The organism is Stenotrophomonas sp. YJH_SMC_6 (assembly GCF_059371335.1).
On the sequence record NZ_JCAFUM010000013.1, the window covers coordinates 112,688 to 127,069 of the forward strand.

Consider the following 14,382-nt stretch of genomic DNA (forward strand, 5'->3'; position numbering starts at 1 on the left):
TCCCTCATCCCGGGCAGCTTCCCGGCTTGCTATAGTGCGCGCGCCCTCAATCCATCACGGATTCGTTCCACATGCCCAATTTCCGTCCGCTTGCCATCGCCCTGGGCATCAGCCTGGCGACCCTGGTCCCGACCCATGATGCGTTCGCCGCCGCCAAGAAGAAGGCCGCGCGCGCCCCGGCCGTCAGCGCCCAGTGCAGCGACTTCTATGACGCCACCAACGCAGGCTGGCTGAAGGCCAACCCGGTGCCACAGACCGGTGCCACCACCGCGCTGGGCCAGCTGGTCGACCGCAGCCGTCAGCAGCAGCGTGAACTGCTCGACGCAGCCATGAAGGCGCCGCAGGGCAACGTGCAGAAACTGCTGGGCGACTTCTGGGCCAGCGGCCTGGACGAAGCCGCCGTGGAAGCCGACGGATCCAATCCGATCGCCCCGCTGCTGACCCGCATCAACGCGATCAAGAAGGCCAAGGATGTGCCGGCCTCGATCGCCGCGCTGCACCAGGTCGGCATCCCGGTGGCCTTCAACTTCGGCCCGGACGTGGACCTGAAGGCGCTGGACCGCCACATCGGTTACTTCATGCAGGGCGGCATGGGCCTGCCGGACCCGGCGTTCTATACCCGCACCGACGCCGACACCGTGGCGCTGATGGGCCGCTACCGCAATTACGTCAAGCAGATCCTGGCACTGACCGGCACTCCGGCCGCCAAGCTGGATGCCGAGGCGCAATCGGTGATCGCACTGGAAACCGAACTGGCGCGCAACGCGCAGTCGCTGGCCGGCATCAACAACCCATTCAACAACTACGCGCCGATCTCCACCAAGGAGCTCAACAGCCGCTACCGCAACCTGCAGCTGGATGCGTTCCTGAAGGCCCAGGGCGTGGACGACGACCTGGTCTCGCTGGCCGACCCGGGCCTGTTCAAGCAGCTCGATGGCATGGTCACCAAGCTCAAGCCGGACCAGTGGAAGGCCTACCTGCGCTGGCGCGTGGGCGACTCGATGGCGCCCTACCTGTCCAAGGCCTACCGCGACGCCGAATTCGAGTTCCGCGGCCGCGTGCTGCGTGGCGAAACCCTGCCGCCGCAGCGCTGGGAAGACGTGCTGGAGGCGATCAACGTGGCCGCCGGCCCGATGCTCGGTCGCGAATACGCCGCCCGTTACCTGTCCGCCGAAGATCGTCGCCAGGCGGCGTGGATCGTCGACAAGGTGCGCGAAGTACAGATCGAAGCCGTCAAGAACAGCAGCTGGATGAGTGCCGAAGCCAAGACCGAAGCGCAGGCCAAGCTGGCCGCGCTGAAGATCGAGATCGGCACCCCGTTGCGCGACCTCGACTACAGCGTGCAGCCGATGGGCCGCGGCTCGTTCGGCGGCAACATGCTGATCGCGTCGACCTGGCGCCATCGCGAGGAAATGAAGCGCATCGGCAAGGGCAACGCCGACCGCCGCTGGGACGTGCTGCCGCAGCAGCCGTCGCTGGCCTACGATCTGGCGCAGAACCGCCTGATCGTCACCGCTGCGATCCTGCAGGGGCCGGTGTTCAACGCCAAGGCCGACGCTGCCGACAAGTTCGGCAGCTTCGGTGGCCTGGTCGGCCACGAGCTGACCCGTGCGATCGATGCCAAGGGCGCACTGGTCGATGCCAAGGGCGAACTGCGCAGCTGGTGGACCCCGGCCGACAAGACCGCCTGGACCCTGCTCGGCAATCGCGTGGCCGCGCAGTACAGCGCGTACGACTTCCCGGGCGTGAAGGGTGCCAAGGTCAACGGCACGCTCACCCAGGAAGAGAACCTGGCCGACATCGCCGGCCTGGAACTGGCGTGGGCCGCGTACACCGCGCAGGAGCCGAAGGCCAAGCCGGCACAGCAACAGGGCTTCTTCCGCGCGTGGTCGGCGTTGTGGGCGCAGCAGCTGTCGCCGAACGAGGCCGTGCGTCGCCTGACCGCCGACATCCGTGCACCGGGCCTATGGCGCAGCAACGGCACGCTGGCCAACCTGCCGGCGTTCGGTGCCACCTTCAGCTGCAAGGCCGGCCAGCCGATGCAGCGCAGCGAAGCCGAGCAGATCAAGGTCTGGCGCTGAGTGAACTGCTGCAACTGGCAATGCAGAGGGCGCCTTCGGGCGCCCTTTTTTTGCAGGTGCAGCACGATCCCGGCTTAACACCCGGCGTGCTATCGCTGCGGCCTCGTCCATCGCGGAGCCCCGACATGGCACACAAGAACACCATCTGTGTCTGGTACGACAACGGCGCGCTCGAGGCCGCCACCTTCTATGCCAGCCTCCTGCCCGACAGCGCGGTCACCGCCGTGCATCACGCGCCGGGCGACTACCCGGATGGCAAGGAAGGCAACGTGCTGACCGTCGAATTCACCGTCTGCGGCATTCCCTGCGTCGGCCTCAACGGCGGCAGCGCGTTCAAGCACAGCGAAGCGTTCTCCTTCCAGATCCAGACCGAGGACCAGGCCGAGACCGACCGCCTGTGGAATGCGATCGTCGGCAACGGTGGCCAGGAGAGCCAATGCGGCTGGTGCAAGGATCGCTGGGGCATCTCCTGGCAGATCAGCCCGCGCATGCTCATCGAAGCGGTGACCAGCAAGGACAGGGCACTGGCCAAGCGCGCCTTCAACGCGATGATGCCGATGAAGAAGATCGACATCGCCACCATCGAAGCGGCGATAAAAAAAGGGGACGGAGGGGATTAAGTCGTTTCTGCCCACCGCTGCCGACCCAGTGCGAATTGCGACTTGATCCCCTCCGTCCCCTTTTTTTGAGGTGCTGATGTCCTGGGATGCAATCATCATCGGGGGTGGCCACAACGGCCTGGTCTGTGCGGCCTATCTGGCGAAGGCCGGAAAGAAGGTGCTGGTCCTTGAACGGCGCGGCGTGCTCGGCGGAGCGGCGGTCACCGAGGAGTTCCATCCCGGCTTCCGCAACTCGGTGGCGTCGTACACGGTGTCGCTGTTGCAACCGAAGGTGATCGAAGACCTGCAACTGCATGCGCATGGGCTGCGCATTGTCACGCGCCCGGCCAACAACTTCCTGCCATTGCCCGACGACCGCTACCTGTTGTCGGCACCTGGCCGCACCCAGGCCGAAGTCGCTGGATTCTCCGCTCGGGATGCACAGCGCCTGCCAGCGTACGAAGCACGCCTGGAGATCTTCGCCGATGTACTGCGCGCGTGGGCTCTCCGCGCGCCACCGGACATCGGCGTCGCCGGCGGCTGGCGCGGCCTGCCCGCACTTTGGCAGATGGGGAAGCTCGGCCGCGAACTGGCGGCGCTGGATGCACCGCTGCGGCAGGAGCTGCTGGACCTGTTCACTCTGTCGGCGGCGGAATACCTGGACCGCTGGTTCGAGAGCGAGCCGATCAAGGCGCTGTTCGGCTTCGATGGCATCGTCGGCAACTATGCCAGTCCATACACACCGGGCAGCGCCTACGTGTTGCTGCATCACGTGTTCGGCCAGTGCAATGGCGTGAAGGGTGCATGGGGCCATGCGATGGGTGGCATGGGCGCGATCAGCCAGGCCATCGCCAGCGCGGCGCGCGAGGCCGGGGCCGAGCTGCGCGTGGATGCCGGCGTGCGACGGGTACTGACCGAACAGGGCCGCACCGTGGGGGTGGAACTGGCCAACGGCGAAACCCTGCGTGCACGCGCGGTGGTCGCCAACGTCAATCCGAAGCTGCTGTACGAACAGCTGCTGGAGCCGGCGCAGGTACCGGCTGCCACACGCGAACGCATGACGAACTGGCGCTGCGGTTCCGGCACCTTCCGGATGAACGTGGCGCTGTCGCGGCTGCCGGAGTTCCGCGCCCTGCCCGGTCCGGGCGATCACCTCAGCGCCGGCATCATCATGGCACCCAGCCTGGACTACATGGATCGCGCCTGGCTGGATGCGCGCCGCGACGGTTGGTCGCGCGAACCGATCGTGGAAATGCTGATACCCAGTACGCTGGACGATTCACTCGCACCGCCCGGGCAGCATGTGGCCAGCCTGTTCTGCCAGCACGTGGCGCCGGTACTTCCTGATGGGCGTCACTGGGATGACCACCGCGACACGGTAGCCGACCTGATGATCGCTACCGTTGAACGCTATGCGCCCGGCTTCGCTGACAGCGTGCTCGGTCGTCAGGTGCTGTCCCCGCTCGATCTGGAACGCACCTTCGGCCTGGTCGGCGGCGACATCTTCCACGGCGCACTGAGCGCCAACCAGTTGTTCTCGGCGCGGCCGATGGTCGGCCAGGCCGGCTATCGCGGCGCCCTTCCCGGCCTGTATCTGTGCGGGTCGGGTACCCATCCCGGCGGTGGTGTTACCGGTGCACCGGGGCACAATGCGGCGCAGGTGGTGCTGCGGGACCTGTAGCGGTGTGCCGACCAACGGTCGGCACCTGGGCGTCAAGTGATCCTTCGGATCATTTGACGCTGCGCAGATGGTTCGGGCGCTTCGGGGGGCCGGGCGGGCGGCGCTTGTTGAACGGCGGCTGCCCGCGCCAGTAACGGATCAGCAACCAGCCGAACAGCATGCCGCCCAGGTGCGCGAAATGGGCCACGCCCGGCTGCCAGCCGGTCATGCCCAGCACCAGTTCGCCCACGCCGAACAGGATCACGAAGGTCCGCGCCTTCATCGGGATCGGCGGGAACAGCAGCATCACCCGCTGGTTGGGGAACAGCATGCCGTAGGCCAGCAGCAGGCCAAACACGCCACCGGAGGCGCCCAGCACCGTCGCCGGGTTTTCCAGCAGCGTGCCCACCAGCAGCTGGCAGACGCCTGCACCAGCCACGCACACCAGGTAATACAGCAGGAAGCGTTTCTCGCCCCAGGTCTGCTCCAGCGGCGCGCCGAACATGAAGACCGCCAGCATGTTGAAGAACAGGTGGCCGAAGCTGCCATGCAGGAAGCCATAGGTCAGCAGCTGCCACGGCTGGAAGTTGCCGCCCGGCGAGAACGCATCGAAGCCCTGCTGCAGCGGTTGCAGCATGAACGGCTCGAAGGTCTGCATGCCGAGCAGGAACGGCTGCTGCAGCAGGAACAGGATCGCATTGGCGATCAGCAGGGCCTTGGTGACGGTTGGCAGTCGCGGGAACATGGGAGTACCGGCATGGAACGGCCTCCATCATAGCCGCAGCACCGTGTCTTGTTGGCGGCCCTCAGGTCCGGCCTGTTCAGTCGCCAGCGGTGCTCATCCCGGGCCCCACACAGCGGCATCCAGTGCCGCTGCCGGATCAGCCGCCGGCATCCGCACCCGGCCGTTCTCCACCACTACGCCCTCCGCGCGCAACCGCTGTGACTGCTCGCGCCATCCGGCCGACCCTTCTTCCATGGCAATTCGCCCATCCGAGCGCAGCACGCGGTGCCAGGGCAGGTCCGGGTCGTCGTTCTGGCCCAGGATGCGCGCGGTCAGGCGTGCACGCCCGGGCAGGCCCGCGCGCATCGCCACCTGGCCGTAGCCCATCACCTGCCCTGCGGGGATCGCGCGGATCACCGCCAGGATGCGCGCACGCGCCTGCTCCGGTGTCAGCGCCGCAGGCGGGTCACCAACAGTACGCCGATCAGTACCAGCACGGTGCCGGCGATCTGCGCCGGCCCCATCGGTTCGTCGAGCAGCCATAGGCTCATCACGATGGTGGAAACAGGGCCCAGCATACCGACCTGCGCGGCCAGCGACGAACCCACGCGCTGCACCGCCAGCATGATCGCCAGCACCGGCAGCACCGTGCACACGGTGGCATTGACCAGCGACAGCCATTGCACTGGCGCCGGTGCCTGCCACAGCAACGGCAGCGAATGGGTCACCGCGAAATGCAGCAGCACCAGCACGCTGGCCACGCAGCTGGCATAGGCGGTCAACCGCACCGCGCCGATGCGTGCGACCACCTGCCCACTGCCGAACAGGTACAGCGCGTAGCTGAGCGCACTGCCCAGTACCAGCAGGCTGCCGACGATGATCTGCCCGCCCTCGCGCTGCAGATCGTGGCCGAAGGCGAGCAGCACGCCCAGATAGCTCAGCACCAGCGCGCCGATCTGCCACCGACCGGGCCGCTGGCGCGCCAGCAGCACGTTGATCAGCAGCACCAGGGTCGGGTTCAAGTAAAGAATCAGGCGCTCAAGGGTCACGCTGATGTACTGCAGGCCCTGGAAGTCGAGCAGACTGGACAGGTAGTAGCCGGTGAAGCCCAGCCACAACACGCGGGCGCGGTCGGCCCAGGACAGCGGCTCGGTCCGGCGCGCGGCCCACAGTGCCATCAGCACGAACAGCGGTAGCGCCATCAGCATGCGCAGGGCGAGCAGCGTGGTGGCATCCACGCCGTGACGCAGGCCGAGCTTGACGATGATGGCCTTGCCGGAGGCGGCGATGGCGCCGATCGCGGCCAGGCCGATGCCTCCCAGCGCGATGCGTGGGGAAGCGGTGGCGATACGGGAAGCGGGGCTGGACATCAGGACGACGGCGGGCCGCACGGGGCGGCCAGGGAAGGCGTAAGGGCGTCCATTGTCGCATGGGTGCGCCTGGTGACCTGGAGAGCCGAGCCTGCGCTCGGCTCTAAAACCGTCCAGCTCAGCGCATCAGCACCACTTCCTCGGCCGAGGTCGGGTGGATCGCCACGGTGTCGTCGAACTGGGCCTTGGTCGCGCCCATCTTCACCGCCACCGCAAAGCCCTGCAGGATCTCGTCGGCCGCTTCGCCCAGCAGGTGGATGCCCACCACCCGTTCTTCCGGACCGGCACAGACCATCTTGAACAGGCTGCGCTGGGTGCCGTTGGCCAGCGCCTGCAGCATCGGACGGAAACGGCTGTGGTAGACGCTCACCTGATCGAACCGCGCGCGCGCCTCTTCTTCGCTCATGCCCACCGCGCCCAGCGGTGGATGCGAGAACACCACGCTGGCCACGTTCTCGTAATCCATCTTCGACTGCGGGCGGCCACCGAACAGGCGGTCCATCAGCCGCCGCGAAGCGGCCACCGCCACCGGGGTCAGGCCGACCTTGCCAGCGATGTCGCCCACCGCGTGCACGCTCGGCACACACGTGGTCTGCCATTCGTCCACCTGCACCTGCTGGTGTTCGCCGATACCGATGCCGAGCGCTTCCAGGCCCAGATCGCGGCTGTTGCCACGGCGGCCGGTGGCAAAGAACACCGCGTCGAACACGCTGTCGAGCGGGCCATCATGGCCGAATGCACGTACGCGTTCGCCATCGCGCTGCAGTTCGCGCAGGCGATAGCCGAAATGGATGCGCACGCCCTGCTGCTTCAGGTTCTCGGCCAGCTGATCGGTCAGCTCGTAATCGAAGCGATCCAGCAGCCGCTGGCCACGCACCAGCAGGCTCACCTTGCTGCCCAGTGCCTGCAGCAGGCCGGCCAGCTCCACCGCGATGTAACCGCCACCGATGATCGCCACCTCGGCCGGTGCCGCGCGCAGATCGAAGAAATCATCGGAAACCAGGCCCAGTTCGGCACCGGGGATGTCAGGCCGCAGCGGGTGCGCGCCGGTGGCGATCAGGATGTGTTCAGCGCTGTAACGCACGCCATCGCTGCAGGCCACGGTATGCGCATCTAGCAGATGACCGCGCGCCGGAATGCGCACCACGCCGGTTTCGTCCAGGCGCTTGTGGTAGCTGGTGTGGATGTTGCTGATGTAGGCCTGGCGATGGATCACCAGCTCCTTCCACGACAATGCCGGGCGTGCCTTGACATCGAAACCCATGGCACTGGCCAGGCCGATGCGCTCGTGCAGGTCGGCCGCCAGCCACATGGCCTTCTTCGGCACGCAGCCGACGTTGACGCAGGTCCCGCCCAGTTCACCAGGCTCCAGCAGCGCCACGCGCTTGCCGTGCTGCGCGGCGCGGATCGCGCCAGCCAGGCCGGCGGAACCACCGCCAAGGACGATCAGGTCGTAATCATAGGGTGCAGTGCTCATCGGAATCGCTCGGGTCGGTAAGGGGCAGGATCGATCGCCGGCGTGCGGCCGCAGACGAGATCGGCGATCAGCTGGCCGGTGCCGGCGCTCATGCTGATGCCGAGCATGCCATGCCCCGCTGCAAGCCAGACGTGAGGATGCGCGGGCGCGCGGCCGATCAACGGCACGTCGTCCACGCTCATGGGGCGCCACCCGCACCACTGCTCCTGCAGCTGCACACCACGTGGCGCGCGCAGGTAGTGGTCGGCGGCCTGCTGCAAGGCCTGCAGGCGGGTCGTGCGCAGCTGCGGATCGGCACCGGCGAATTCCATGGTGCCGCCCAGCCGCAGCGCTTCGCGCCAGGCGATCACGAACACGGAATGGTCCTTCAGCACGACTGGACGCTGCGGCACCTGCGCCGGTCGTGACCAGGTCAGCGAGTAGCCCTTGCCGGGTTGGATCGGCACGCGCAGATCCAGTTGCCGCGCCCAGCGCGGTGACCACGGCCCGGTCGCCAGCACCAGCTCGCGCGCCAGCAGCATGCGTTCACCGACACGCACGCGCACACCCTGCGCATCGGCGCTGAAATCCTCCACGTCCGACTGCTCTTCGATCACCACGCCCTGTGCCCGCAGCACGCGCGCCAGTTCGGCGGTGTAGCGGTCCGGACGCAGCTGGGCATCGCCGGGGAAGTGGATCGCACCGGCAAGGCGATCATGGAACGCCGGATTGTCACGCGCGTAGTCGGTGCCATCAATGCGCGCCGAGGCAATGCCCTGTGCGTTCAGCGCCTCACACTCGGCAGCGTGGTGATCGAAATTGCGGGCGTCACCGAACACATAGTCCAGACCGCGCGCCTCGAACTCGCAGTCCAGCGCATGCGTCTGCACCCACTGCGCCAGGCGCAGCCGTGAATCATTCAACAATGCGCCGCGTGCCCGCGTGGCGTGCAGCCAGTCGCGTGCGTTGCAGCGCGCCCCGAACTGCAGCAGCCAGCGCCACAATGCTGGGTCCAGGCGTGTACGCACGTACAGCGGCGCACGCGGATCGAGCATCCAGCGCAGCGCGCGCAACGGCACGCCGGGCGCTGCCAGCGGTGGCGCGTGGCTGGGGGTGATGGTGCCGCAGTTGCCATGCGAGGTCGCGCCGCCGACACGCCCACGGTCGATCACGCGTACCTGCCGGCCCTGTGCGCGCAGCGCGAGTGCGGCAGCCAGTCCAATGGCACCGGCGCCGACCACGATCACATCCTCGCGCGCGCCCTGCATCGATCAGCCCTGGCCGGCCTCGCGCCGCATCGGCGGCCACTGCCGATAGGTCATCGCGCGCCACAGCCATTCCATCGGCCCAAAGCGGAAGCGGCGCAGCCATACGTGCGAGATGCCCACCTGCACGGTGAACAGCAGCAGCGCGAACATCAACTGCACGCTGCGTGGCATCGTTTCGAACGCGCCCAGGCCGTAGTGGTAGAACAGCCAGGTGCACAGCAGCGACTGGCCGAGGTAATGGGTCAACGCCATGCGCCCGACCGGCGCCAGCCAGCCCAGCCGCGCGCGCCAGTGTACGATCCAAGCCAGGTAACCCAGGCACATCGGCAGACCGCCGATCGTCACCAGCGCCATCGCCGCCGTAACCGGCAGATCGTAAGCGCCCGGCGCCAGATACGGCTTCCAGGCAACACCCAGCAGCGTGACCAGCAGGCCGAAGGGCAGCGCCCCCCAACGCAACACCGCATACAGCCGCGGGAAGCGATCCGGCGTGGCCAGCGCGCCGCTGCCGGCAAACCAGCTGCCGATCAGGAACATGCCCAGCACTTCCGGGCCGGTGATCAGCATCGCCCCCATCGACGTGCCGAACTCGCTCAGCCGCTGCGCATTGGCCTGCATCCAGCTGCCCTGCCCGTACACCAGGCGCTGCAGATCGATGCTCTGCTGCGCGTCGGTGAGCATCTTCCGCACGTCCTCCGCCGAAGCCATCGACACCATCGCGCCGACCAGCAGCATCATCGCCACACCGCCGAGATAGACCGTTACACCCATCCACGGCAGCCAGCTGCGCGGCGCCTCGCGGCAGGCCAGCAACGGCAACGAGACCAACGCGTACATCACCAGGATGTCGCCGGACCAGACCAGCAGCGCGTGGCACAGACCGATCAGCAGCAAGCCAGCGCTGCGGCGCAGGTAGAACGGGGTGAAGTCACGCCCGGCCGCCTCGGCGCGCTGCGCCATCACCGCGAAGCCGGCGCCGAACAGCAACGAGAACAGGGTGAAGAACTTGCCCTGCACGAACACGTAGACAAAGGCATCGGCCCAGTAGTCAATACCCTGCCAATGCACGTCGATGCCGGTGAAGGCCAGGTCCAGCGGTCCGCTGAAGGCCTCGATGTTCATCAGCAGGATGCCCAGCAGCGCAGCACCGCGCAGCACGTCCAGCACGGCGATGCGTTCGCCGGAAGCCACCGGCTGCAGGGAAGGAGAAGCGGCGTTCACGGGGCGTCCGTCGGGCAGGTCCGCCATTATGCCGCCGGCCCGCGTGCCATGGATGGCCGCGCCGTGTTCCAGAAACGCAATGGCCCGCCGAAGCGGGCCGTTGCTGCCATCATGATCGCGCTGCGATCAGTGGTGGTGACCGCCGTCGCCGTGGACGTGGCCGTGGTCGATCTCTTCCTTGCCGGCTTCGCGCACATCGACGATTTCCACGTCGAAGTGCAGGTCCTTGCCGGCCATCGGATGGTTCAGGTCGACGTCGACGACGCTCATGCCGACCTTCTGCACGGTCACCGCACGCGGGCCGAAGTTGGTCTGCAGCACGACCTGCTGGCCCGGAGCCAGCTTGGTGTTGCCGAAATGCTTCTTCGGCACGCGCTGGGACAGGCCCTCGCGGCGCTCGCCGTAGGCATCGGCTGCGTTGACGTCAACGCTGAAGGTCGCGCCGGCTTCCTTGTCCATCATGGCGTTTTCCAGGCCCGGGATGATGTTGCCGTGGCCGATCAGGATCGCCAGCGGCTCGCCTCGGTCCTTGGACGATTCGATCGGCTCCTGGCCGACTTCGGAAACGGTGTAGTGGAAGCGGACAACGCGGTCTTTTTCGATCTTCATGCGCAACTCTGTCTGGATCTGCCGGAGGCAGGCGGGTTGGGGCGGGTTGTCGCCCGGCGGGGACGCCGCCATCATGACGGCCAATCCCAAGGTGGCGCATTATCCGGAGAACATGCACATCACGCCAGTTTCGTCCGGCCTGCGCCGGCTCCTCGCCCCGGCCCTGCTGCTGGCCCTGCCCGTGCTAATGACCGCCTGCGGCGGCGGCAAGGCCACCCGCCCCGCTCCGCCCCCGCCGACCGCGAACTGGCCGAAGACCGTGCCGGACAACCCCGAGGCGGCCAACTCGGTGCTGATGCGTGCCATCAGCCTGGTCGGCACCCCCTACCGCTATGGCGGCAACACCCCGGATTCCGGCTTCGACTGCAGCGGCCTGGTGGCCTATGTCTATCGCGAGATGCTGGACCTGAAACTGCCGCGCACCTCGCGCGACCTGGCGGCGGTACAGGGTCCGAAGATCGATCCGCAGCGCCTGGCCACCGGCGACCTGGTGTTCTTCGGCAGCCGCGGCAGCGTCACCCATGTCGGTATCTATGTCGGTGAAGGGCGTTTCGTGCATGCGCCGAGCACCGGCGGCACCGTGCGCCTCGACTCGATCAGCGGTCCCTACTGGAAGGACCACTACACAGGGGCGAAACGCGTCCTTCGCTAAAATGAACAGGCGATATGTTCAAAACTGTGACAAACATCACCATGCAACTAACGAATTACTAACGGAATTTTTAACTTATCCGCGCTTTTACAGGGCATGATGCCCCATCGTTTTTTTCCTGTGACCGACGCGTGACGACTGACGACCTGAAAAGCGAAGGCCAGACTTCCGTATCTTCACGTAGTGCCCGCCCGCTGTTGCTTGGCCTGGCACTGTGTCTGACCAGCCTTCCGGCCTGGTCGCAGACTGCTCCGAACCGTTCCGATGTGAGCCCGGCCCCGGTGGCCGAGAGCACCGCCCGACCGGCCGCCAAGGCCGAGGCTGCCGCTCCGCAACGCAGCCGCGTCGACGCCGCCGCCAGCGCTACCCTGGCCGCCCTGCTGCCTCACCTGGCCGCCAACGACACCATTCCGCTGATGGACCGCTCGGCCGTGGTGGCCGGTGACCTCAGCCGCCTCCTCGCCAACTACGACACCAGCAGCGCTGCCAATGGCAGCGTTGTCGGCACCGCGGCCGACAATGGCAAGGTGCAGTCGCTGCTGCGTCGCGCGATGACCCTGCTGGGCACCCCATACCGTTGGGGCGGCAGCAACCCGGACAGCGGCTTCGACTGCAGTGGTCTGGTCGGCTACGTGTTCCGCTCGGCCCTGGGCATTGAGCTGCCGCGCGTCTCGCGCGAAATGGCACACGACGACAACGCCGAACTGATCAACGACCGCACCGCGCTGGCCGCCGGTGACCTGGTGTTCTTCGGCCGCAAGGGCCGCGTCGATCACGTCGGCATCTATGTGGGTGATGGCCGCTTCCTGCACGCACCGAGCTCGGGCAAGGACGTGCGCGTGGACACCCTGCTCAGCGGCTACTGGGGCAACAAGTTCATGCAGGCCCGCCGGGTCGATCTCTGATCTGACACCACGCCGCCTGACACGAGAAAGCCGCTGCCCTGCAGCGGCTTTTTTGTTAGGCCCGCGCAATGGTGGGTAGCTGCCGATCTTGGTCGGCACCGCCTTCATCCACGCATGGCGTGGATCTACCGACCTCTGGTGGGTACTGACCTTTGGTGGGTACTGACCTTTGGTGGGTACTGACCTTTGGTGGGTACTGACCTTTGGTGGGTACTGACCTTTGGTGGGTACTGACCTTTGGTGGGTGCCGACCGTTGGTCGGCACCGCCTCCATCCACGCATGGCGTGGTTCTACCAGACCCGGCATGACCGCCACCGCGCCAGCCAGCTCCCAAACAAAAAGCCCGCCGTTCAGGGCGGGCCTTTCGTCTCCACACACCCTCAGCCGCGTGGCGGCGTCGGATCGGGGTCGTCCACACCCACATTGCTGGACGGATTGTCATACACCGCCTGGTCGAGCAGCCCGGTTTCCTTGGCCACGATCACCGGCACCAGCATCTGGCCGGTCACGTTCGTCATCGTGCGCATCATGTCGAGGATGCGGTCGATGGCATACAGGTAGCCGATCGTCTCCAACGGCAGGTTGGCCGCGCTCAGCACCACCGTAGCCATGATCACCGCGGTACCCGGAACACCGGCCGTACCGAAGCTGCCCAGCACCGAAGCGATCAGCACCACCACGTACTGTTCAGGGGTCAGCGGCACACCGCTGTACTGCGCGATGAACACCGCGCACAGCGCCGGGTAGATGGCACCGCAGCCGTCCATCTTGATGCTGGCGCCCAGCGGCACCGCAAACGAACCGTAATCCTTGTTCACGCCCAGGTTGTGGGTGATCGAACGCAGTGCCACCGGCATCGCCGCGAAGCTGGAAGAGCTGACGAACGCAACCTGCATGCCCGGCGCCGCACCACGGAAGAACTTCAGCGGGTTCAGTCCGTGCGCCAGCAGCAGTGCGCTGTACACCACCACGATGTGCAGGGCGCAGGCCACGTACAGGGCCAGCACGAAATGCCCCAGCGGCAGCAGCTTCTCGAACCCGTAGCTGCCGACCAGACCGGCGATCAGGCCAAAGGTGCCGATCGGGGTGACTTCCAGCACGAAGCGGGTCACCTGGATCATGATGTCGCTCATCTGGCCGACCAGCTTGCGCGCCTCGGTCACCTTCTCGCCGAGCTTGACGATGGCGAAGCCGACCAGGCCGGCGAAGAAGATCACCGGCAGGATCGAGCCACGGCCGGCGGCCAGCACGGTTTCGCCGGCCGCGTTGACCTTGGTGCCGATACCGGACAGCGCATAGAAGATATTGGCCGGTACCACGTCCAGCAGCACCTGCACCACGCTGGGCACTTCGCGCGGCACGTAATTGCTGGCCATCGTCAGTTGCAGGCCACCGGCGCCGGGCTGCAGCACGGCGCCCACACCCAGGCCGACGCACACCGCCAACGCAGCAGTGATCACGAACCACAGGAAGGTGCGGCCACTGAGCGCGGCAACCGACTTCTGGCCGTGCAGCGAGGAGATCGCATTGATGACCGCGAAGAACACCAGCGGCACGGCGATCATCTTGATCAGGGTGACGTACAGCTCGCCAAGCGGGCCGAACCACGTTTCCGCGGCCGGGCCGAGCGCCCAGCCGGCCAGCGCGCCGAGCACGAAGCCACCGACCACGCGCTGCCAGAATGGAATCCGCAGCCAGGCAGAGACCAGCTTCATAGGCAATCCAGAGGGAAGGAAGGGATGCTGGCACGATAGCCCATCAACGGCTGGGGAACGACCGCCCGACCGGCAAATCAGTGTGTCATCGGCGTGCCTTGCGAGGGCGGGCATAATGAAC

Annotated in this window: 13 protein-coding genes; 5 read left to right on the forward strand and 8 right to left on the reverse strand. The window is 66.8% G+C overall.

What is annotated here, in order from left to right:
* The first annotated feature begins 71 nt into the window (after positions 1-71).
* The 3 genes from AC5P9N_RS15870 to AC5P9N_RS15880 all read left to right on the forward strand — a co-directional run bounded on the left by AC5P9N_RS15870 (position 72) and on the right by AC5P9N_RS15880 (position 4,361).
* Complete coding sequence (locus AC5P9N_RS15870) at positions 72-2,081, forward strand: M13 family metallopeptidase (RefSeq protein WP_043034754.1); 2,010 nt, start codon at positions 72-74, stop codon at positions 2,079-2,081.
* Between the two features lie 125 nt (positions 2,082-2,206).
* A complete protein-coding gene (locus AC5P9N_RS15875) occupies positions 2,207-2,701 on the forward strand; it encodes a VOC family protein (RefSeq protein ID WP_043034753.1) in 495 nt (164 codons plus the stop codon).
* 76 nt (positions 2,702-2,777) lie between these two features.
* A complete protein-coding gene (locus tag AC5P9N_RS15880) occupies positions 2,778-4,361 on the forward strand; it encodes a phytoene desaturase family protein (protein ID WP_043034752.1) in 1,584 nt (527 codons plus the stop codon).
* A 49-nt stretch (positions 4,362-4,410) separates the two neighbouring features.
* On the opposite strand, the gene AC5P9N_RS15885 is transcribed toward AC5P9N_RS15880, so the two are convergent.
* The 7 genes from AC5P9N_RS15885 to AC5P9N_RS15915 form a co-directional block, all read right to left on the reverse strand.
* Positions 4,411-5,085, reverse strand: a complete 675-nt coding sequence (locus AC5P9N_RS15885) for a rhomboid family intramembrane serine protease (protein WP_005410509.1) — start codon at positions 5,083-5,085, stop codon at positions 4,411-4,413.
* 93 nt (positions 5,086-5,178) lie between these two features.
* Entirely contained in the window at positions 5,179-5,517 is a 339-nt protein-coding gene (locus tag AC5P9N_RS15890) for an MGMT family protein (RefSeq protein ID WP_223846496.1), read from the reverse strand.
* On the reverse strand, positions 5,514-6,434 hold the full coding sequence (locus AC5P9N_RS15895) for a DMT family transporter (RefSeq protein ID WP_076739739.1): 921 nt from the start codon (positions 6,432-6,434) through the stop codon (positions 5,514-5,516). Before AC5P9N_RS15895 ends, AC5P9N_RS15890 begins: the two co-directional genes overlap by 4 nt.
* Positions 6,435-6,552: 118 nt before the next feature.
* Entirely contained in the window at positions 6,553-7,911 is a 1,359-nt protein-coding gene (gorA, locus tag AC5P9N_RS15900) for a glutathione-disulfide reductase (protein ID WP_076739740.1), read from the reverse strand.
* On the reverse strand, positions 7,908-9,158 hold the full coding sequence (locus AC5P9N_RS15905; RefSeq protein ID WP_005410513.1) for an NAD(P)/FAD-dependent oxidoreductase: 1,251 nt from the start codon (positions 9,156-9,158) through the stop codon (positions 7,908-7,910). The genes gorA and AC5P9N_RS15905 overlap by 4 nt, the downstream gene beginning before the upstream one ends.
* 3 nt (positions 9,159-9,161) lie before the next feature.
* Entirely contained in the window at positions 9,162-10,406 is a 1,245-nt protein-coding gene (locus AC5P9N_RS15910; protein WP_005410514.1) for a DUF418 domain-containing protein, read from the reverse strand.
* Positions 10,407-10,505: 99 nt separating this feature from the next.
* Positions 10,506-10,988 (reverse strand): FKBP-type peptidyl-prolyl cis-trans isomerase, encoded by a 483-nt coding sequence (locus tag AC5P9N_RS15915; protein ID WP_012480915.1) that lies wholly within the window; start codon positions 10,986-10,988, stop codon positions 10,506-10,508.
* A 73-nt stretch (positions 10,989-11,061) separates the two neighbouring features.
* On the opposite strand from AC5P9N_RS15915, the gene AC5P9N_RS15920 reads away from it, so the two are divergent.
* Positions 11,062-11,640, forward strand: coding sequence for a C40 family peptidase (locus AC5P9N_RS15920; protein WP_012480916.1), 579 nt, complete (start codon positions 11,062-11,064; stop codon positions 11,638-11,640).
* 131 nt (positions 11,641-11,771) lie between these two features.
* Entirely contained in the window at positions 11,772-12,545 is a 774-nt protein-coding gene (locus AC5P9N_RS15925; RefSeq protein ID WP_005410517.1) for a C40 family peptidase, read from the forward strand.
* 381 nt (positions 12,546-12,926) lie between these two features.
* Here the strand turns inward: AC5P9N_RS15925 and AC5P9N_RS15930 are convergent, their stop codons facing one another.
* Positions 12,927-14,261, reverse strand: coding sequence for a dicarboxylate/amino acid:cation symporter (locus AC5P9N_RS15930; protein WP_076739792.1), 1,335 nt, complete (start codon positions 14,259-14,261; stop codon positions 12,927-12,929).
* Positions 14,262-14,382 lie beyond the last annotated feature (121 nt).

What these genes read in the sequence shown, in the direction of transcription:
- AC5P9N_RS15870 (WP_043034754.1), top strand. Translation starts at nt 72, where the DNA reads ATGCCCAATTTCCGTCCGCTTGCCATCGCCCTGGGCATCAGCCTGGCG.
- AC5P9N_RS15875 (WP_043034753.1), top strand. Translation starts at nt 2,207, where the DNA reads ATGGCACACAAGAACACCATCTGTGTCTGGTACGACAACGGCGCGCTC.
- AC5P9N_RS15880 (WP_043034752.1), top strand. Translation starts at nt 2,778, where the DNA reads ATGTCCTGGGATGCAATCATCATCGGGGGTGGCCACAACGGCCTGGTC.
- AC5P9N_RS15885 (WP_005410509.1), bottom strand. Translation starts at nt 5,085, where the DNA reads ATGTTCCCGCGACTGCCAACCGTCACCAAGGCCCTGCTGATCGCCAAT.
- AC5P9N_RS15895 (WP_076739739.1), bottom strand. Translation starts at nt 6,434, where the DNA reads ATGTCCAGCCCCGCTTCCCGTATCGCCACCGCTTCCCCACGCATCGCG.
- gorA (WP_076739740.1), bottom strand. Translation starts at nt 7,911, where the DNA reads ATGAGCACTGCACCCTATGATTACGACCTGATCGTCCTTGGCGGTGGT.
- AC5P9N_RS15905 (WP_005410513.1), bottom strand. Translation starts at nt 9,158, where the DNA reads ATGCAGGGCGCGCGCGAGGATGTGATCGTGGTCGGCGCCGGTGCCATT.
- AC5P9N_RS15910 (WP_005410514.1), bottom strand. Translation starts at nt 10,406, where the DNA reads ATGGCGGACCTGCCCGACGGACGCCCCGTGAACGCCGCTTCTCCTTCC.
- AC5P9N_RS15915 (WP_012480915.1), bottom strand. Translation starts at nt 10,988, where the DNA reads ATGAAGATCGAAAAAGACCGCGTTGTCCGCTTCCACTACACCGTTTCC.
- AC5P9N_RS15920 (WP_012480916.1), top strand. Translation starts at nt 11,062, where the DNA reads ATGACGGCCAATCCCAAGGTGGCGCATTATCCGGAGAACATGCACATC.
- AC5P9N_RS15930 (WP_076739792.1), bottom strand. Translation starts at nt 14,261, where the DNA reads ATGAAGCTGGTCTCTGCCTGGCTGCGGATTCCATTCTGGCAGCGCGTG.